17 protein-coding genes are annotated in these 19,264 nt (G+C 68.5%); 9 read left to right on the plus strand and 8 right to left on the minus strand.

Features of this window, described 5'->3' with window-relative positions:
- The first annotated feature begins 148 nt into the window (after positions 1 to 148).
- The 4 genes from ACA097_RS03665 (at position 149) to ACA097_RS03680 (ending at position 4,173) form a co-directional block, all read left to right on the plus strand.
- On the plus strand, positions 149 to 1,252 hold the full coding sequence (locus ACA097_RS03665; protein ID WP_371368574.1) for a PotD/PotF family extracellular solute-binding protein: 1,104 nt from the start codon (positions 149 to 151) through the stop codon (positions 1,250 to 1,252).
- A gap of 101 nt (positions 1,253 to 1,353) precedes the next feature.
- Positions 1,354 to 2,262 carry an ABC transporter permease gene (locus ACA097_RS03670; RefSeq protein ID WP_236658364.1) on the plus strand — a complete coding sequence of 303 codons (909 nt, stop codon included), beginning with the start codon at positions 1,354 to 1,356 and terminating at the stop codon, positions 2,260 to 2,262.
- Entirely contained in the window at positions 2,259 to 3,104 is an 846-nt protein-coding gene (locus ACA097_RS03675) for an ABC transporter permease (protein WP_043250979.1), read from the plus strand. The genes ACA097_RS03670 and ACA097_RS03675 overlap by 4 nt, the downstream gene beginning before the upstream one ends.
- Positions 3,105 to 3,117: 13 nt before the next feature.
- A complete protein-coding gene (locus ACA097_RS03680; protein WP_371368577.1) occupies positions 3,118 to 4,173 on the plus strand; it encodes an ABC transporter ATP-binding protein in 1,056 nt (351 codons plus the stop codon).
- A gap of 224 nt (positions 4,174 to 4,397) precedes the next feature.
- On the opposite strand, the gene ACA097_RS03685 is transcribed toward ACA097_RS03680, so the two are convergent.
- From ACA097_RS03685 to kdpF, 6 genes are all read right to left on the minus strand, one after another.
- A complete protein-coding gene (locus ACA097_RS03685) occupies positions 4,398 to 5,093 on the minus strand; it encodes a response regulator (RefSeq protein ID WP_160286428.1) in 696 nt (231 codons plus the stop codon).
- A gap of 43 nt (positions 5,094 to 5,136) precedes the next feature.
- Complete coding sequence (locus ACA097_RS03690; RefSeq protein WP_371368579.1) at positions 5,137 to 7,794, minus strand: DUF4118 domain-containing protein; 2,658 nt, start codon at positions 7,792 to 7,794, stop codon at positions 5,137 to 5,139.
- Between the two features lie 28 nt (positions 7,795 to 7,822).
- Positions 7,823 to 8,371: a potassium-transporting ATPase subunit KdpC gene (gene kdpC, locus ACA097_RS03695; RefSeq protein WP_371368581.1), complete on the minus strand. Its 549-nt coding sequence runs from the start codon at positions 8,369 to 8,371 to the stop codon at positions 7,823 to 7,825.
- Positions 8,372 to 8,491: 120 nt separating this feature from the next.
- The gene (gene kdpB, locus ACA097_RS03700) at positions 8,492 to 10,540 is read right to left on the minus strand and encodes a potassium-transporting ATPase subunit KdpB (protein ID WP_371370474.1); all 2,049 of its coding nucleotides are present in this window, start codon (positions 10,538 to 10,540) and stop codon (positions 8,492 to 8,494) included.
- Positions 10,541 to 10,572: 32 nt separating this feature from the next.
- The gene (gene kdpA, locus ACA097_RS03705; RefSeq protein WP_371368583.1) at positions 10,573 to 12,267 is read right to left on the minus strand and encodes a potassium-transporting ATPase subunit KdpA; all 1,695 of its coding nucleotides are present in this window, start codon (positions 12,265 to 12,267) and stop codon (positions 10,573 to 10,575) included.
- Positions 12,268 to 12,276: 9 nt separating this feature from the next.
- Positions 12,277 to 12,366, minus strand: a complete 90-nt coding sequence (gene kdpF, locus ACA097_RS03710; protein WP_043250967.1) for a K(+)-transporting ATPase subunit F — start codon at positions 12,364 to 12,366, stop codon at positions 12,277 to 12,279.
- A 285-nt stretch (positions 12,367 to 12,651) separates the two neighbouring features.
- Between kdpF and ACA097_RS03715 the strand changes: the two genes are divergently transcribed.
- The 5 genes from ACA097_RS03715 to ACA097_RS03735 all read left to right on the plus strand — a co-directional run bounded on the left by ACA097_RS03715 (position 12,652) and on the right by ACA097_RS03735 (position 17,265).
- On the plus strand, positions 12,652 to 13,410 hold the full coding sequence (locus ACA097_RS03715; RefSeq protein WP_371368585.1) for a response regulator: 759 nt from the start codon (positions 12,652 to 12,654) through the stop codon (positions 13,408 to 13,410).
- 26 nt (positions 13,411 to 13,436) lie between these two features.
- A complete protein-coding gene (locus tag ACA097_RS03720; protein ID WP_371368587.1) occupies positions 13,437 to 14,507 on the plus strand; it encodes an ATP-binding protein in 1,071 nt (356 codons plus the stop codon).
- A gap of 111 nt (positions 14,508 to 14,618) precedes the next feature.
- Entirely contained in the window at positions 14,619 to 15,146 is a 528-nt protein-coding gene (locus tag ACA097_RS03725) for an EF-hand domain-containing protein (protein WP_371368589.1), read from the plus strand.
- Between the two features lie 192 nt (positions 15,147 to 15,338).
- Positions 15,339 to 15,983: a FadR/GntR family transcriptional regulator gene (locus ACA097_RS03730; RefSeq protein ID WP_371368591.1), complete on the plus strand. Its 645-nt coding sequence runs from the start codon at positions 15,339 to 15,341 to the stop codon at positions 15,981 to 15,983.
- A 28-nt stretch (positions 15,984 to 16,011) separates the two neighbouring features.
- Complete coding sequence (locus ACA097_RS03735; protein WP_371368593.1) at positions 16,012 to 17,265, plus strand: CynX/NimT family MFS transporter; 1,254 nt, start codon at positions 16,012 to 16,014, stop codon at positions 17,263 to 17,265.
- Here the strand turns inward: ACA097_RS03735 and ACA097_RS03740 are convergent.
- Complete coding sequence (locus tag ACA097_RS03740; RefSeq protein ID WP_371368595.1) at positions 17,262 to 18,320, minus strand: AI-2E family transporter; 1,059 nt, start codon at positions 18,318 to 18,320, stop codon at positions 17,262 to 17,264. The genes ACA097_RS03735 and ACA097_RS03740 overlap by 4 nt on opposite strands.
- A gap of 75 nt (positions 18,321 to 18,395) precedes the next feature.
- Positions 18,396 to 19,199: a DUF4892 domain-containing protein gene (locus tag ACA097_RS03745; RefSeq protein ID WP_371368597.1), complete on the minus strand. Its 804-nt coding sequence runs from the start codon at positions 19,197 to 19,199 to the stop codon at positions 18,396 to 18,398.
- Positions 19,200 to 19,264: the final 65 nt, after the last annotated feature.

Raw genomic sequence — 19,264 nt, forward strand, 5'->3', positions numbered from 1 at the left:
GTCGCAGGATGACCCCGCCGAAACGCCTGCACCCTCCGGATTCCGGGGCCGCCGGGCGTATCCGACAGGCGGGGGTCGACAGCCCTGACCACCCGCAACGCACCAGTGACCTTCCTCAACAAAAGCGATAAGAGCAAAGGAGTCCCAGATGGGCGAGCGTGATTTCAGCAGAAGGCAATTCATCAAGACCGTAGGTGCCGCCTCGGTAGCGGCAGCCGCCATGTCCATGCCGTTCGTCCGGGCCAGCGCCAGCGACAACCGCTTCCAGGGCAAGACCCTGCGCCTGCTCACCTGGTCCGACGACACCGGCCTTGCGGCACTGCGCAACATCGCCGCGACCTTCGAGGCCAAGACCGGCGCCAAGGTGATCGCCGACCGCACCGGCAGCACCTCGGAGATGGTCGCCAAGCTCAAGGCCGGCGGCGACCGCCCGCAGTACGACGTCATCACCCTGGCCGGTGTCGGCGCCGAGGGCCTGGCCAGCGCCGGACTGCTGGAAAAGCCCGACCTCAACCGCATCCCCAACCTCAAGGACGTACCGGCGAAATACCAGACCGGCGCCGACGGCCACGGCATCGGCTACCTGCTGTGGTGCAACAGCCTGGTGTACAGCACGCGCACCGTGAAGGACGTGCCGGACAGCTACGCGGCCCTGTGGGATGAGAACTACGCCGGCCGCCTGTTCCTGCCGCCGCCGAACTGGACCGAGGCCATGGACCTGATCATCATCGCCGCGAAGCTCGCCGGCGGTGACGAGCACAACATCGAACCGGGCTTCAAGAAGCTCGAAGAGCTCAAGGACCGGGTCATGATGCTAGGCGAAAACCCCAACCAGATCGCCGAGCTGTTCCGCACCGGCTCGCTGGACATCGGCGGCCTCTACGCGCCGGCGTTCTTCCCCAAGCAGATCCGCGACCCGAACTACGGCCTGGGCGCCACCTTCGGCATGAAGGAAGGCTTCTACACCGACCTGATGCTCTCGGTGCTGCCGAAGAACCGTCCGGGCGACACCGACCTGGCCCACGCCTTCATCGACCACTCCCTCGACCCCTACGTGCAGGGCAAGATGGCCGAAGACATCTTCAACGGCCCGGTCAACGCCAAGGCGATCATCTCGGCCGAAGCGCGCAAGAGCCCGTACATCCTCACGCCCGAGCAGATCGCCGAGAAGGCGATCATGCACGACAACGCCTTCCTCGCCACCGTCCACGAGCAGTGGATCCGTCGCTACACGGAAATCTTCTCTTCCTGATGCAGCCATGGCCGCCCCGGCAGCCATGAATCGTCGCGCGCCGGCAGCTCACCCTGCCGGCGTGCGACGCGGACATTCTCCGTTCTGACGAGAGACGCGACATGCAATCGAGCAATCCGACCCGCCCGGTCGGCGAGGCGCCCCTGCGCCCGCCCCGGCCCTTTTCACCGACGGCGCGTGCCTGGCTCTTCCTCACGCCGTCCCTGTGCTTCCTCATCGTGCTGATCGCCGCCAGCCTGTTGGTGCTGCGCATGAGCGTCGGCGAGAAAGGCGCCGAATGGACCGGTTTCAGCCTGGCCAGCTATGCCCAGCTGCTGCAGCCGTACTACCTCAAATCGCTGCTGCTGACCCTGCGCCTGGCCTTCTTCAGCGCGCTGATCGCGGTGCTGCTGGCGATCCCCGTCGGCTACAGCATGGCGCGCCTGCAGTCGCCCCTGCTGCGCCGGGTCTTCCTCGCCGCCGTGCTGCTACCGCTGCTGGTCAACCTGCTGCTGCAGAGCTACGGCTGGCTGGTGATCCTGGGACCGGCGGGCATGCTCAACAAGGCGCTGCTGGCCATGGGCCTGATCAAGCGCCCGGTGATGCTGCTGTACAACCAGAACGGCGTGCTCATGGGGCTGGTGCAAACCGCCTTCCCGCTCGCCGTCCTGCCCATCGCCAGCGCCATGCGCGGGATCTCGCGCAGCTACGAGGAAGCCGCCGCGACCCTCGGCGCCAGCCGCTTCCAGGTCTTCCGCCAGGTGGTGCTGCCGATGAGCCTGCCCGGCATCCTCACCGGGGCCACCCTGGTGTTCGCCTACAACGCCAGCAGCTTCGTGGTCCCGCTGCTGCTCGGTGGGCGCCGCGTGCCGATGCTCGCGGTGATGGTCCACGACCAGATCGCCCCGCTGATGAACTGGCCGGCCGCCTCCGCCGCCGGCGTCGTACTGATCGTCACCACCCTGGCGATCATGACCCTTTCGGAAATCGTAACCGGTCGCCGCAGGCGCATCCTGGAGGCCTCGCAATGAGCACCGCAACCCGCCGCCAGCCGACCCTGCCGGGCGATACCGGACGCTTCGCGCTGATCCTCTCCGGCTTCATCCTGCTGCTCGCCGTGCTGCCGATCCTGAGCATGATCGTGATGTCCTTCAGCGGCGCCGCGAACCTCGACTTCCCGCCCGCGAGCTACAGCCTGCAGTGGTACCAGGCCGCCTGGCACACCTTCGTCTCGCCCGACGCCAGCGACGTGCTGAGCCTGGGCAAGGCACTGACCACCAGCCTGCTGGTGTCCTGCCTGACGATGGTCCTCGCCACGCTGGTCGCGGTGCCGGCGGCCTATGCGCTGACCCGCTGCGAGTTCCGCGGCAAGGCCGTCGCCCTGCAGCTGATGTCGCTGCCGCTGGTGTTCCCCATGGTCGTGCTGGGCCTGGCCCTGCTGCTGGTGTTCGACAGCCTGCCGCTGCACCTGGACACCTCGCGCCTGGTCATCGCCCACGTGATCCTCGCCCTGCCCTTCGTGGTGAAGAACTGCACGGCGGCGATGGTGGCCATCGGCAGCGAAGTGGAAGAAGCCGCGCAGATGCTCGGCGCCTCGCCGCTGCGGGCCATCGTCGACGTGGTGGTGCCGCTCATGCGCTCGGGCATCCTCGCCGGGATGCTGCTGGCCTTCATCGTGTCGTTCAACGAATTCACGGTGACCTACTTCCTCTACAACATCGACGTGATGACCGTGCCGATCTGGATGTACAGCCGCACCGTGTCGTCGCTGGACCCCACCGTATTCTCGTTCGCCGTGCTGATCGTGCTCATCGACTTCGCCCTCATCTGGGCGCTGGAGAAGCTGGTCGGTGAAGACGGCGTGTCGTTCTGATTCGAGGTGAAACATGAATGGACTGAACCTACATAACGTCGAGAAGCGCTACGGCTCGGCCTGCGCCGTGAAAGACGTCAACCTGCACCTGCCGCAGGGCAAGCTGGTCTGCTTCCTCGGCCCTTCCGGCTGCGGCAAGACCACCCTGCTGCGCATGATCGCCGGCCTGGAAAGCCTGAGCGGCGGCGAGATCCTCCTCGATGGCGAGGACATCAGCCTGATCCCCGCGCACCAGCGCAACTTCGGCATGGTGTTCCAGTCGCTGGCGCTGTTCCCGCACATGACCGTCGGCGAGAACATCGCCTATCCGCTGAAGCTGCGCGGCGTCGGCAAGGCCGAGCAGCAGGCGCGGGTCGGCGAGCTGCTGCAGATGATCCAGCTGCAGCAGATGGTCGACCGGCCAGTGGCCAAGCTCTCCGGCGGCCAGCGCCAGCGCGTGGCGATCGCCCGCGCCATCGCCTCGCATCCGAAACTGCTGCTGCTCGACGAGCCGCTGTCGGCGCTCGACGCCAAGCTGCGCGAATCGATGCAGGTGGAAATCCGCCAGCTGCAGCAGCGCCTGAACATCACCACCATCATGGTCACCCACGACCAGCGCGAAGCCATGACCATGGCCGATGTCGTGGTGGTGCTTGGCGAGCACCGTGTCCAGCAGGTCGGCACGCCCATCGAGATCTACCGCAACCCGGCCAATGCCTTCGTCGCCGACTTCATCGGTTCGGGCAACATTTTCCCGGCGACCGCGTTGGGCAATGGGCAGGTCGGGCTGCCCGGCGGCGCGGCGCTGAATGCGGCGCACTGCCCGAGCATCCAGGCCGGCGCCAGCGTGCGCATGCTGGTGCGCCCGGAGGACCTGCAGCTGTCGATAGCGCAGACTCCGGCGGCCAACAGCCTGCCGGGCACCGTGACCTTCATCCGCGACATAGGCGCGACCATCGAGACCACCGTCGAGTGTTCCGGGGTCTCGCTGACCGCCCTCAGCACGCCCTGCCAGGACATAGGCCTGCGCGTAGGCCAGGCCGTCTCGGTGACCATTCCGGAACACGCCTGCCGCGTGCTCGGCGCCTGACGCAAGGGCTGGTGCACCGGCCGTGGTCGCAGGGCGCTTCGGGTTCGACCTCGAAGTGAACGGACAGGAAGGTGAAGCGGCGTACAACCGCGAACGGTTGTACGCCCTACGCCAGGATCGGGCCGAACCTAGGCCGGATAACGTTCGACGTTATCCGCCGATTGGCCTTGGTTCCGGGGTGCTTCGGGTTCGATCTCGAAGTGCGCGGTGGCACAGGTGGCGGGTTAGGCATCGCGCAAGCGATACCCCACGCCCGCCTCGGTGACGATGAAGCGCGGATTGGCCGGATCGTCGGCGAGCTTCTGCCGCAGGTGGCCGACCACCACGCGCAGGTAATGGGTGTCCTCGACGTGGGTCGGGCCCCAGATGTCCTTGAGCAGTTGCTGCTGGGTCACCACCCGGCCAAGGTGGCGGGCGAGCATGGCCAGCACCGCATATTCCTTGCGCGTCAGTTGCACCTCGACGCCGTCGAGGGTGACGCGGCGGTAGGCGAAGTCGAGGCTCAGCGGGCCGACGCCGACGCAGGCTTCCTGACTCTCGCCCTGGTTGCCCTGGCGCAGCAGCACGCGGATGCGCGCGAGGAATTCCTGGATGCCGAACGGCTTGGTCACGTAGTCGTTGGCGCCGCCGTCCAGGGCCAGCACCTTCTCGCTCTCGGCGGCGCGCACCGAGAGCACCAGCACCGGCACCCGCGACCACTCGCGCAGTTCGCGCAGCACGTCCTGGCCGTCCTTGTCCGGCAGGCCGAGGTCGAGTACTACAAGGTCCGGGCGGGTCAGCGCGGCCTGCGCCAGGCCTTCCTCGCCGTTGGCCGCCTCGACCACGCGGTAGCCGCCGGCGCTGAGGCTGATGCGCAGCAGCTTGCGGATCTGCGGTTCGTCGTCGATGACCAGGATGCAGGCAGCGTTGGTGGAGCTCATGGGATCCGGCGGGCTAGGGGAAACGGCGCCTAGCTTGGTCCTTTCAAGCACCGGCATCAAGTTCCTCCAGGTCCGGCTGGCGCTGCAGCGGCAGGTGCAGCGTGAGGCGCGTGCCGTGGCCATCGAGACCGTCGCCGACACTGATCCGCCCGCCATGGGCGCCGACCATGCCCTGGCAGATCGCCAGGCCCAGGCCGGTGCTCGGCCCGCCGCGATCGCCACGGGCGGCGGTGTAGAACATGTCGAAAATCTTCTCGCGCTCCGCCTCGGGAATCCCCGGCCCCTCGTCGCTGACGCTGAACTGCAGCTCCTCGCCGACCTGCTCCGCCGCCACCCGCAGGCGCCCGTTGGGCGGCGAGAAGCGCGCGGCGTTCTCCAACACGTTGACCAGCGCCTGCTCGATCAGCGCGGCATGTACGTATAGCAACGGCAGTTCGGCCGGCACGCGGGTTTCCACCCGGTACGGCGCGAGCAGCGCGCGCAGCCGATGCACGGCGCTGCCGACGATGTCCTCCGGCGCCACCCAGTCGCGCGCCAGCTTCAGCCCGCCGTGGCCCAGACGGGTCATGTCGAGCAGGTTCTGGATGTAGCGGTCCAGGCGCTCGGCCTCATCCCGCGTGCTTTCCAGCAGCTCCTTGCGATCGTCCGGCGGAATCGCATCGCCGAGCGCCAGCAAGCTGTCGATGGCGCCGCGCATGGTCGTCAGCGGGGTGCGCAGATCGTGGCTGACCGAGGCCAGCAGCGCGCTGCGCAGTTGTTCGGTTTCGCCGTGCAGGCGCGCGGCTTCCAGGTCGTCGGCCAGGCGTGCGCGGGACAGCGCCTGGGCCAGCGGCTGACCGAGCGCGGCGAGCAGGCGGCGACGCTGGCCGGGCAGCGGCTGGCCGTCCTTCGGGCGCACGCCGAGCAGCGCCAGCGGCCCCTCCTCCAGCGACAGCGGCCACCACCACCAGCGCCCCGAAGGCAGGGTGCCGGTGCCCAGCCCTGCGGGCTGGTCGTGTTGCCAGGCCCAGTCGGCGGCGGCGCGTTCCTGGTCCTCGAAGGCGCGCACATGGCCGCTCTCGATTTTCCATTCGTCGTGCTGGCGGCCGAGCACGCAGATGTCCAGGTCGCTCCACTGGGCGAACTGCTGGCCGGCGGCTGCCATCACCGCCTGGCGGTCGGTGGCGGCAGTGAGTTTGCGCGACAGCTCCAGCAGCGCGCCGGTCTCCTCCTGGGAATCGCGCAATACCTGCAACTGACGGCGCTGGCGGGCGGCCAGGTTGCCGGTGAGCGCGGCCATGAGCAGGAAGAACAGCAGGGTCAGTACGTCCTCTTCGCGCTCGATGGTGAACGAGAAGCGCGGGGGGATGAACAGGAAGTCGTAGGCCAGGAACGACAGCACTGCGCAAGCCAGCGAAGGCCACAGGCTGCTGCGCACCGCCACCAGCAGCACGGCGGCGAGGAACACCAGGGAGATATTGGGTAGCGCCAGCAGTTGCGACACCCCCCAGGCCAAGGCGCTGGCGCCACCGGCGGCGACCGCCGCCAGCAGGTAGTCGCGCCAGTGGCCGCGCTCGCGTGCCCGCGGCCCGGCCGGAGCCAGGTCCGCTTCGCTGTCCAGCACGCTGATTTCCAGCCCTTCGCCCAGGCGCAGCAGGCGCGCGGCCAGGCCACCGCCGAACAGCCGGCGATACCAGCGCTGCCGCGAACGGCCGACCAGGATCACGCTGGCGCGGCGTTCGCGGGCATGTTCAACCAGGGTGCGCGCCACCTCTCCACCGCGCAGCTGGAGGATCTCCCCACCCAGTCGCTCGGCCAGTTGCTGGGCGTTCTGCAGGTGCAGGCGCGACTGCTCGTCACGCGCGCCACCCGTGTCGACATGCACCAGCGTCCACGGCAGGTGTCGGCGCTCGGCCACCCGCGAGGCGTGGCGCACCAGGCGCTCGGCATTGTGTTCGCCGTCCACCGCCACCAGCAGGCGGCCACGCACGGCAGGCGCCTCGCTGCCCAGTTGGCGGTAGCGTTGCGCGAGGTCGGCGTCGACCCTCGCGGCGGCCGTCTGCATGGTCAGTTCGCGCAGCGCGGTGAGGTTGGTCTGGCTGAAGAAGGCGTCGATGGCCGCGCGCGCCTGTTCCGGCACGTAGACCTTGCCCTCGCGCAGGCGCTCGAGCAGTTCGCGCGGCGGCAGGTCGACCAGCAGCAGCTCGTCGGCCTCCTGCAGCACCCAGTCGGGCACCGTCTCGCGGACCTGCACGCCGGTGATGTCGCGCACCTGGTCATTGAGGCTCTCCAGGTGCTGCACGTTGACCGTGGTGTAGACGTCGATGCCCGCCGAAAGCAGCTCCTGGATGTCCTGCCAGCGCTTGGCGTGGCGGCTGCCGGGGGCGTTGGTGTGGGCCAGCTCGTCGACCAGCGCCAGTTGCGGCGGGTCGCGCAGCAGGCCGTCGAGGTCCATCTCGGCGAGCCGAATACCCCGGTATTCCGAGCGCAGCGGCGGCTGTTGCGGCAGGCCCACCAGCAGGGCTTCGGTCTCGGCTCGGCCGTGGGTTTCGACGACACCCGCGCGCAGCTTCACGCCCTGGCGCAGCTGGCCCTGGGCGGCCAGCAGCATGGCGTAGGTCTTGCCCACGCCGGGGGCGGCGCCGAGGAAGACCTTCAGGCGTCCGCGGCCATTGCGCTCCACTTCGGCTAACAGGGCGTCGGCGCGCTTGGAATCGGTCATGTCGGTCTCCTCGGGATTGCGCGCAAGTCTAGCGACGCGCCTGTTCGAGAGCCATGTTCAGCGCCAGCACGTTGACCACCGCCGGGCCCACCAGCGGGCGCTGGGTGTTCGCGTCGATCAGGCGCTGCACATCATCGGCCGGCAGATTGCGCGCGGCAGCCACGCGCGGCACCTGATAGAGCGCGGCCTCCGGCGGCAGCTGCGGATCGAGGCCGCTGCCGGACGTGGTGACCAGCGCCTGCGGCACCGGTTGCCCGCCTACCGCTTCGCTGGCGGCGTCCTTGGCGATGCGCGCGGCCAGCGCCGGGTTGCCCGGAGACAGGTTGGAAGCGCTGCTGGAAACGGTCGCGAAATCGCCGGCCGAGGGCCGCTCGTGGAACCACTGCGGGCCCTCGAACTTCTGCGCGATCAGCGACGAGCCGCGCACCTGGCCCTGGGCGTCGCGCACCAGGCTGCCATTGGCCTGCGCCGGGAAGGCGACCTGGGCGATGCCGGTGACGACCAGCGGATAAGCCACGCCGGTGACCACGGACAGCAGGGCCAGGGAGGCGATGGCGGGACGGAGTTGCTTGAGCATTTGGGTGTTCCTCGATTCGATTGGGCGTCTTCTGGGCTCCCGCATTCGCGGGAGTGACGGGATGGGACGCCCTCCCCCTCCTCGTCATCCCCGCGTACGCGGGGACCCGGAAACCGAACGTCAGGCCAGGCCCAGCGCTACCAGCAGCAGGTCGATGGCCTTGATGCCGATGAAGGGCGCGATGATCCCGCCCACCCCGTAGATCAGCAGGTTGCGCCGCAGCAGGTGCATGGCGTCGGTCGCCGCCACGCGCACGCCGCGCAGGGCCAGGGGGATCAGCGCGATGATGATCAGCGCGTTGAACACGATGGCCGAGAGGATGGCGCTCTGCGGGCTGGCCAGGTGCATCACGTTGAGCACCTGCAGCTGCGGATAGATGCCGGCGAACAGCGCGGGCAGGATGGCGAAGTACTTGGCCACGTCGTTGGCCACCGAGAAGGTGGTCAGCGCGCCGCGGGTCACCAGCAGTTCCTTGCCGACCTGCACCACGTCGAGCAGCTTGGTCGGGTCGCTGTCCAGGTCCACCAGGTTGGCTGCCTCGCGGGCCGCCTGGGTGCCGTCGTTCATCGCCATGCCGACGTCCGCTTGCGCGAGAGCCGGGGCATCGTTGGCGCCGTCGCCGCACATCGCGACCATGCGCCCTTCACCCTGTTCCTGGCGGATACGCGCCAGCTTCTTCTCCGGGGTGGCTTCGGCGATCACGTCGTCCACGCCCGCTTCGGCGGCAATCGCGGCGGCGGTCAGCGGGTTGTCGCCGGTCACCATCACGGTGCGGATGCCCATGCGGCGCAGCTCGGCGAAGCGCTCGCGGATGCCCGGCTTGACCACGTCCTTCAAGTGGATGGCGCCGAGCAGCTTGCCGTCCGCCACCACCAGCAGCGGAGTGCCGCCGCTCTGGGCGATGCGCTCGACTTCCTTGGCCAGGCTTTCCGGCATGTCGTTGCGGGCGCGGCCGATGAAGGCCAGCGCGGCGTCCACGGCACCCTTGCGGTAGACGTGGTTGTGGATATCCACGCCGGACAGGCGGGTTTCCGCGCTGAAGGCGATTGGGGTCATCAGCTCGCGCGCAGGCTCGGCAATGCGGTGCAGGCCGCGAACGTACTCGACGATCGACTTGCCCTCGGGGGTGTCGTCGGCCAGCGAGGCCAGCAGCGCGCCCTCGGCCAGCTGCACGGCGGCGACGCCAGGCGCGGCATGCAGTGCGCTGCAGCGACGGTTGCCGAAGGTGATGGTGCCGGTCTTGTCGAGCATCAGCACGTGCACGTCACCCGCCGCCTCCACGGCACGGCCGGACTTGGCGATCACGTTCAGGCGCACCAGGCGGTCCATGCCGGCGATGCCGATGGCCGAGAGCAGGCCACCGATGGTGGTCGGGATCAGGGTCACCAGCAGCGCTACCAGGAACACCAGCGGCAGGTGGCCGCCGGCGAACAGGGCGAAGGGCTTCAGGGTCACCACCACCAGCAGGAAGATCAGCGTCAGGCCGATCAGCAGGATGTCCAGCGCCACCTCGTTGGGGGTCTTCTGGCGCTTGGCACCTTCGACCAGGGCGATCATCCGGTCGAGGGTCGACTCGCCCGGGTTGACGCTGATCCGCACCACCAGCCAGTCGGAGACCAGGCGGGTATTGCCGGTGACGGCCGAGCGGTCGCCGCCGGATTCGCGGATCACCGGCGCCGATTCGCCGGTGATGGCCGACTCGTTGACCGCGGCCACGCCCTCGATCACCTCGCCGTCGCCGGGGATCAGCTCGCCGGCCACCACGCGCACCACATCGCCTTTGCGCAGGCTGCTGGCGGGCACGCTCTCGTAGGCGCCGTCGACGTTCAGGCGCTGCGCCATCAGGCCCTGGGTGCCGGCCTTGAGGCTGTCGGCGCGGGCCTTGCCGCGGCCCTCCGCGAGGGCCTCGGCGAAGTTGGCGAAGAGCACGGTGAACCACAGCCAGGCAGCGATCTGCGCGGCTACCGCGAGCGGCACGTTATCGCCGCCGGTGAAGCACAGCACGGTGGTGAGGACGGCGGTCAGCTCGACCACCAGCATCACCGGCGAGCGCTGCAGCTGACGCGGGTCGAGCTTGACGAAGGCCTGCAGCAGCGCCGGCTTCCACAGCGCGGCGAAGCTCAGGCTCTGGCGTTTATCGGAAGCGGGCATGGCAGCTTTCAGCGACATGTCCTGGGTCTTGGCATTCATCTGTTGGCTCCTCAGAAGCCGAGGGTCAGGTGATCGGCCACCGGGCCGAGGACCAGGGTCGGCAGGAAGTTCAGGCCGCCGACCAGGAGGATGGTCGCGGTCAGCAGGCCGATGAACAGCAGTCCGTGGGTGGGGAAGCTGTTCGGCCCGACCGGCACGCGCTTCTTCGCCGCCAGGCTGCCGGCAATCGCCAGCACCGGGACGATGTAGCCGAAGCGGCCGATGAGCATGGCCAGGGCGATCATCAGGTTGTGGAACGGGGTGTTGGCGCCGAAGCCGGCGAAGGCCGAGCCGTTGTTCGCGGTGCCCGAGGTGTAGGCATACAGCAGCTGGCTGAAGCCGTGAGCGCCAGGGTTGGTGACGGCCGATGCCGGGCCCGGCAGGCTGGCGGCGATGGCGCCGAGCACCAGCACGCCGACCGGCATCACCAGCAGGGTGGCGACCAGCAGGCGAACCTCGCGGGCCTCCAGTTTCTTGCCGAGGTATTCCGGGGTGCGGCCGATCATCAGGCCGGCGAGGAACACCGCGACCAGGACGAACAGCAGCATCCCGTAGAGGCCCGAGCCAACGCCGCCGAAGATCACCTCGCCGAGCATCATGTTGAACATCGCCACCAGGCCGCTGAGCGGGTTGAGGCTGTCGTGCATGGCGTTCACCGAGCCGTTGGAGGCGGCGGCGGTGGTCACGGCCCAGAGCACGCTGGCGGTGGTGCCGAAGCGGCTTTCCTTGCCTTCCAGGGGGGCGCCCTGGGTGATCGGCAGGTGCGCCAGGGTCGGGTTGGGCTGGTACTCGGCCCACAGCGCCACGCCCAGGCCGATGACCAGCATCAGCAGCATGCAGCCGAGGATCGCGCGGCTCTGGCGCAGGTCCTTCACGTAGTGGCCGAAGGTGAACACCAGCGCCGCTGGAATCAGGATGATCGAGGCCACCTCGAACAGGTTGGCCCAGGCGGTGGGGTTCTCGAACGGGTGCGCCGAGTTCACGCCGAAGAAGCCGCCGCCGTTGGTGCCCAGCTGCTTGATGGCGATCTGGCTGGCCGCCGGACCGAGCGGGATGACCTGGTCGGCGCCCTGCAGGGTGCTGGCGTGGACGTAGTCGAGGAAGGTCTGCGGTACGCCCTGCCAGACCAGGAACAGCGCCATCAGCAGGCACAGCGGCAGCAGGCCGTAGAGGGTGGCGCGGGTCAGGTCGACCCAGAAGTTGCCGAGGTTTTGCGTGGACTTGCGGGCAATGCCGCGCGCCAGCACCACCAGCACAGCCACGCCAACCGCCGGGCTGACGAAGTTCTGCACGGTCAGGCCGAGCATCTGGCTCAGGTAGCTCAGCGAGGCTTCGCCGCTATAGGCCTGCCAGTTGGTGTTGGTGACGAAGCTCACCGCGGTGTTGAACGCCAGGGTCCACTCCAGACCCGGCATGTGCTGCGGGTTGAGCGGCAGCGCGCCCTGCCCGACCAGGATGGCGAAGAGCACGGCCAGGCCGACCAGGTTGAAGGCCAGCAGGGCCAGGGTGTAGGTCTTCCAGTTCTGCTCGGCCTGCGGATCGACCCCGCAGACGCGATAGATCATCCGCTCCACCGGCAGGAACACCGGGCTGAGGAAGGTCCGCTGGCCCTCCATCACCTTGTAATAGAAACGTCCCAGCAGCGGCGCGGGCGCCAGTACCAGAACGAAGAAGGCCACCAGCAGCAGCACATCGTGGCTGTTCATGCGGCCTCCTTAGGTGCGGTCGGCGCGCAGCAGCGCCACCAGCAAGTAGATGAATAGTCCCGTGGCCAGAACCAGGGACACCCCGTCGAGCACGCTCATGTCTTTGTCTCCTCACGCAGGCGAATCCTTGCGATGGGGAAAGTGTCCGCAAAGGGGGTGTAAAGAAGCGATTGGCGGCCTGTCGGCGGGGCATAAAGAAAGCGTAAAGAAGCCTCTGGGGTCGGCTTCGGCGGGCTTTGTAGCAATCCGGATACACGCATGACATTTCGTCGATATGCACGTCCGTCAGGCTCCTCCAGCCTGGCCGCCCGTGTAACCGCGGGTTAGCATCCGCCCCCCTGCCCCGACACTCGCCGAGCGTGTCCCGCCCGCCACAGGACTCCCATGCAGCGCAGCCCCTCTCCCGCCACCACGCCCTCCGAAGCCCCCCGCCGCTGGACCACCCGCGCCCTGCTGGTGGACGACGACGAGCCGATCCGCGAGCTGCTCTGCGGCTACCTCGCGCGCTTCAACATCGAGACGCGCGGCGTCGCCGACGGCCAGCAGATGCGCCAGGCGCTGGCCGAGGAAAGCTTCGACGTGGTGGTGCTCGACCTGATGCTGCCGGGCGAGGACGGCCTGTCGCTGTGCCGCCACCTGCGCAGCGAGTCGGATATCCCGATTCTCATGCTCACCGCGCGCTGCGAGCCGGCCGACCGCATCATCGGCCTGGAGCTGGGCGCCGACGACTACATGGCCAAGCCCTTCGAGCCGCGCGAACTGGTGGCGCGCATCCAGACCATCCTGCGCCGCGTGCGCGGCGACGAGGGCACGCGCAACGAACCGCGCTCGCAGGTGCGCTTCGACCAGTGGCGCCTGGACAGCGTGCTGCGCCAGCTGCACACACCGGACGGCCTGGTGGTGCCGCTGTCGAACGCCGAGTTTCGCCTGCTCTGGACCTTCATCGAGCGCCCGCGCCGGGTGCTCAACCGCGAGCTTCTTCTGGACGCCGCGCGCGGCCGCGCCATCGAAGCCTTCGACCGCAGCATCGACCTGCTGGTCTCGCGGCTGCGGCAGAAGCTCGGCGACGACCCGCGCTCGCCGAAGCTGATCAAGACCGTGCGCGGCGAAGGCTACCTGTTCGACGTCGGCGAAATCGCCTGAGACGGCGCAAGGCCGGAGACCGATCGATGAAAAAGCGCACGCTGCACTTCGCGGATACCCTGTTCGCTCGCCTGTTCGGGGTCTTCCTGCTGGCCATCGTCATCGCCCACCTGCTGGCCTTCGTCTGGTTCGAGCACTACCACCGCCACGACTTTCCGCCTCCGCCGCCGCACGAGCAGGCCACCTTCGCCCCGCCTGCGCCAGGCCAGCCACCGGCGTTCGGCCCGCCACCAGGCCCGCCGCCCCATCACCCGCCACTGCTCGGTGGGCCCTTCCTGTTCCAACTGCTGACGTTGGTCGGCGCCGCCTGGTTCGGTGCACGCCTGTTGGCGCGGCCCGTGCAGCGCCTGGGCGACGCCGCGCGCCAGCTCAGCGACGACCTCGACAGCCCGCCGATACCCGAAACCGGCCCGCAGGAAGCCAAGCAGGCGGCGCAGGCCTTCAACCGCATGCGCGAACGCATCCGCGAACAGGTGCAGCAGCGCAGCCGCATGCTGGTAGCGGTATCCCACGACCTGCGCACGCCGCTCTCGCGGCTGAAGCTGCGCGTCGAGGAAATCGACAACCCGCAGCTGCGCACGCGCATCAGCCAGGACCTGAGCGAGATGATCGGCATGCTCGACTCGACCCTGCACTACCTGCATCAGGAGCGCGCCAGCGAGCCGCGGCAGTGGTTGGACGTCATGGCGCTGGTCGAATCCCTCGCCGAAGACGCCTGCGAGCATGGCGCCAAGGTGCGCGTCGAGGGCCAGTGCGCCCCGCTCAAGGTTCAATCCATGGCCCTGCGTTCGTGCCTGAGCAACCTGCTGGACAACGCCCTGCGCTACGCCGGCGATGTGGAGTTCGTCCTGCGCGACGGCGGAGGCCGCGTGGAAATCCGTGTGCAGGACCACGGCCCGGGCATCCCCGCCGAGATGCGCGAGCAGGTTTTCGAGCCGTTCTTCCGCCTGGAAGGCTCGCGCAACCGCAACTCCGGCGGCGTAGGCCTGGGCCTGGCGATCGCCCGCGACGCCGCGCGGCGCCACGGCGGCGAGCTGTACTTCGAGGAAACCCCGGGAGGCGGCGCCACCGCCGTGCTGAGCCTGCCGCGCACCTGACTTTGTCGGCGCGCACATACAAAGCGCACATACCCTCGACAACTGCCTCACCGACGCTGGCATGACCGGGAAACCGGGGTCCGGCAGAAGAACCTTCTTGGAGGCAGTCCAATGATCAGCGGAGTCAGCAGCTACAGCAGCTACTACAGCGGGCTAACCAGCACGCAGCGCAGCACCACCAGCAGCACCCAGACCACCACCAGCAGCACCGGCGGCAACGACAAGGCGAAAGCGTTCGCCGCCAACCTGTTCAAGTCGCTGGACAGCGACGGCGACGGCAGCATCAGCAGCGACGAGCTGACCGCAGCCAGCAGCGCTTCGAGTACCGACACCAGCGACCTGTTCAGCGCGCTGGACAGCGACGGCAACGGCAGCATCAGCAAGGACGAGCTGACCAGCGCCCTGCAGCAGACCCAAGGCGACATGCCACCGCCTCCGCCGCCCTCGGGCAGTGACGCCGGCAGCAGCCTGACCGCCAGTGCCAGCAGCGATTCGAGCAGCTCAAGCTCCAGCGACGGCAGCACCAGCAACTCCGACATGGTGCAGCAGATGCTCGCCATGCTGGCCAAGCACTACCAGGACAGCAGCTCGGCGAGCTACCAGAGCACCAGCGGTAGCCTGCTGAACGTCGCCGCCTGAATCGACGCGGGCCGGGCACCCTCCGGCCCGCGCGTCTTGCCTCTCGCCCTTGGCCTTTCGCTTTTCGCTTTCTGCCCATTCCCGCGACGCCATCCCAACAGTGCGTGCGCTTGTCCTGATTCCAGCACCTTGCCCTCGCCTCCCCACAGGCGTACCCTGCCCAACCGAATCATCCGATGATTGGATGTATATATGACAAATCCCCTGAAGCGCTCCCTCGTCGACATCGCCCTGGAGCAGATCCGCCAACGCATCGACAACGGCAGCTGGGCGCTCGGTGAGCGCCTGCCGCCGGAGCCGGAGCTCGCCGAGCGCCTCGGCATGAGCCGCAACACCGTGCGCGAGGCGGTACGAGTCCTCGCCTTCTCCGGCGTACTGGAAGTGCGCCAGGGCGACGGCACCTACGTCCGCGCTCGCACCGATCCCCTGGAAATCATGCTCACCCTGGCTCGGGGCTCCATCGAGCAGGCCCTGGAGGCACGTGGCGTCATCGAGGTCGAGGCCGCGCGCCTCGCCGCCCAGCGCCGCGATGAAGACGACATCGCCGCCTTGCGCGCGGCACTCCAAGCCAGTGCGGACGCCCATGGCCTGGACCTCGAGCAGTACGTCGAGTGCGATCTGGCCTTCCACCAACGCATCGTCGACAGCGCCCACAACCCTCTGCTCAGCGAGCTGTATCGCTACTTCTCGCAAGTGATCGGCGCCGGCCTGCGCCAGACCATCAGCGAACCGGGACGCCCGCAACCGGCCTTCGACCTGCACTGCCAGTTGCTCGACGCCATCGAACGTGGCGATGCCGACGCCGCTGGAGCGGCCAACCGCGCGTTGCTGATCTGAGCACTTCTTCTGCCTTGCGATACCGACCATGAAAGACTCCGCTCCCCATGGCGTCGACGAACTGTTGATCGACGCCGAAATCGACGACGCCCCGTCGCCTCCGCCCACCGCCCGCCGCAACGGACTGCTCCTGCTCGGCCTGGTGCTGGTGGCGCTCAACCTGCGCCCGGCGCTTTCCAGCCTTGCTCCCCTGCTCCACCAGGTGCGCGACACGACCGGTCTTTCGGCGGCCGCTGCCGGCCTGCTGACTACGCTGCCGGTGCTTTGCCTGGGGTTATTCGCCCCGTTGGCACCGCGCCTGGCCCGACGCATGGGCGCCGAACGCACGGTACTGGTGATCCTCGTGGTACTGGCCTTCGGTATCGTCCTGCGCAGCCTGTTCCCCGTCGCCGGCCTGTTCTTCGGCAGCCTGGTGGCCGGCGCCAGCATCGGCATCATCGGCGTACTGCTGCCGGGCATCGTCAAGCGCGATTTCCCGCACATCGCCGGGATCATGACGGGCGTCTACACCATGGCCCTGTGCCTGGGCGCGGCGCTGGCCGCCGGCGCCACCGTGCCGCTGGCCGGGTGGCTGGACGGCAGCTGGCAGCTGGCCCTGGCGAGCTGGGCAATCCCCGCACTGCTGGCAGCGCTGATCTGGCTGCCGCAGGCACGGCAGACGCAACATGCACAGCGCCATATCGCGAGCGTGCGCGGCCTGTGGCGCGACGCCCTGGCCTGGCAGGTCACCCTGTACATGGGCCTACAGTCGTCGCTGGCCTACATCGTCTTCGGCTGGCTGCCGTCGATCCTCATCGACCGCGGCATGAGCCCCACGGCCGCCGGGCTGATGCTTTCCGGCTCGGTGCTGGTGCAACTGCTCAGCGCCCTCGCCGCTCCCTGGCTGGGCACTCGCGGACGCGACCAGCGCCTGGTCGTAGTGCTGGTCCTGGCACTGACCCTGGCCGGGCTGCTCGGCTTCCTTTACGCGCCACTGGATAGCATCGGGCTCTGGGCGGTAGTGCTCGGCCTGGGCCAGGGCGGCACCTTCAGCATCGCCCTGGCGCTGATCGTGCTGCGCTCGCCCGACGCCCACGTCGCCTCGCACCTGTCAGGCATGGCCCAGGGCGTGGGCTACACGCTGGCCGCGGCAGGCCCCTTCGTGGTTGGCCTGGTGCATGACCTCACCGGCGGCTGGAATGCCGTCGGTGCGATCTTCGTGGCGCTGAGCGTCGGCGCGCTGCTGGCCGGCCTCGGCGCCGGCCGCGCGAAACTGGTCGGGGTGCGCAGCGAGGCGCCTTAAGGCGCCTTGTCGGTGGGCGGCGGCAGCACGCGTTTGGGGCTCTCGATCCAGTCGCTGACAAGGCTGTAGACCACTGCCAGCAGGACCGGGCCGAGGAACAAGCCGATGAAGCCGAAGCTGAGCAAGCCGCCGAGCACACCGAGCAGCACCACTACCAACGGCAGGTTGCCGCCGCGACTGATCAGGTAGGGCTTGAGGATGTTGTCCACGCCGCTGATGACGAAGAAGCCCCAGATGGCGAGGAACACCCCGTAGCCGTAGCTGCCCTGGACGAACAGCCATACGGTGGCCGGCCCCCAGATCAGCGGCGGGAACATCAGCAGGCTGCAGACGAAGGTCAGCCCGCCGAGGATGAAGGCGCCCGGCACGCCGGCGATCAGGAAGCCGATCAGCGCCAGGATCGCCTGTGCCGCCGCGGTGCCGATCACGCCGTTGACCACCCGTTGCACGGTACCGGCGATCAGCTCCATGTAGTGTTCGGCGCGCTGCCCGATCAGGCGTTCGAGCACCTGGTAGGCGAAATGCTCCAGGCGCCGGCCGTCGCGGTAGAAGAAGAAGATCAGTACCAGGCTCAGGACCAGTTCGAAGATGCCGCCGGCAAGCTTGGCCGAGCGCGCCAGTACCCAGTTGCCCATCTGCCCCATGTACGGTTTGAGGTTGGCGAACATGGCCACACCCTGCTGGTCCAGGGAATACCACCAGCCGATCAGGCGGTCACCGATCAGCGGGGTGCGCGCCAGCCACGGCGGCGGTGGCGGCAAGCCGGAGACCTGGAGGTTCTTCACCAACTCGACGCCGGCACGCATTTTTTCCGCCAGGCCAAAACCGAGCCAGAGCAGCGGCAGCGCTACCAGGACGATCCATAAAGCGGTCAGCAACCCGGCCGCCAGCGCCTCGCGGCCGCCCAGCAGGCGCGTCAGCAGGCGCATCAGCGGCCAACTGGCGAAGGCCAGCACGGCGGCCCAGAACAGCGCGGTCCAGAACGGCGCCATCACCCACAGGCTGGCGCCGAGCAGGAAGATCAGAAGAATGCGTAAAAGCAGGTTATCGAACATCGGGGCCGGACTCCTCGGCAACTCGGCGATGACGTCGGCCAGGGCCCGGCGCGACGTCGCTTCATCGTAGGTAACTCAACGCAGCCAGGTGAGGTGCAGGCCAGCGCCCTCACCGCTGCCCAGCTCCAGGCGCGCGTCGCGCACGTTCTGCGCGATCAGCGCAGTACGCCAGTCGGCGGCATGGCTGCCGGCGAGTTCGACGCGCACGCCGGTGTCCAGGCGCAAGGTGCGCACCAGCAGATCGAGCCAGGCGCCACCAGGTTGCGCCGGCACATGGCTGAGCGTCAGTTCGCCATTGGCCTTGAGCAGACGCAGCAGCGTCGCCGGGCTGGGCAGCAGCTCGCCGAGCGGCGCACCGGCATCCAGTTGCTCGGCGTGCAAGTAGGCGCGGCGGTTGCCACGGGTGATGGTGTAGACCGCCAGCAGGCTGTCCTGTTGCGGCGCGGCGAGGCGCACCAGCAGGTAGGCCTGCTGGTCGTCCGGGCCGTACAGCATGGAGCTGCCGAACACCGTGTTGGCCAGCAGGCTGCTCGACCCGCAGTCGCGCCCCTCGCACCAGAACAGCGGCGTGGCGTCGGCTTCGAGCAGGCTCTTGCGCGCAGCGGCAAAGGCGTCCGCGCTGGAGTCCTCATCGGGGAGCTGGTAGGTCAGCGAGGTCAGTTGGCCGACGGCGCGTACCTCGCCCTCCATGCGCAGCCGACCGCTGATGCGGCTGATCGCACCGCGCGGGTAGACCCGCTCCACGGAGGCGTTGCTGGAGAAGTCGACGATATTCGCGCGCGGATAGCGCGGCAGCACGGTCAGGTCGTGGCTATCGGGAACGTCGGCGGCGAAAACGGCGCCGGACAGTGCCAGGCCAAGAAGAAAGAGGAAGCGCATGATCAGATCGCGCACTCCCGTTGGCAGCAGCGCGGCGCATATGGCCCCACTGCGGTGAAATCCTT

Source organism: Pseudomonas sp. QL9 (genome assembly GCF_041409665.1).
Taxonomy (GTDB): Bacteria; Pseudomonadota; Gammaproteobacteria; order Pseudomonadales; family Pseudomonadaceae; genus Pseudomonas; species Pseudomonas knackmussii.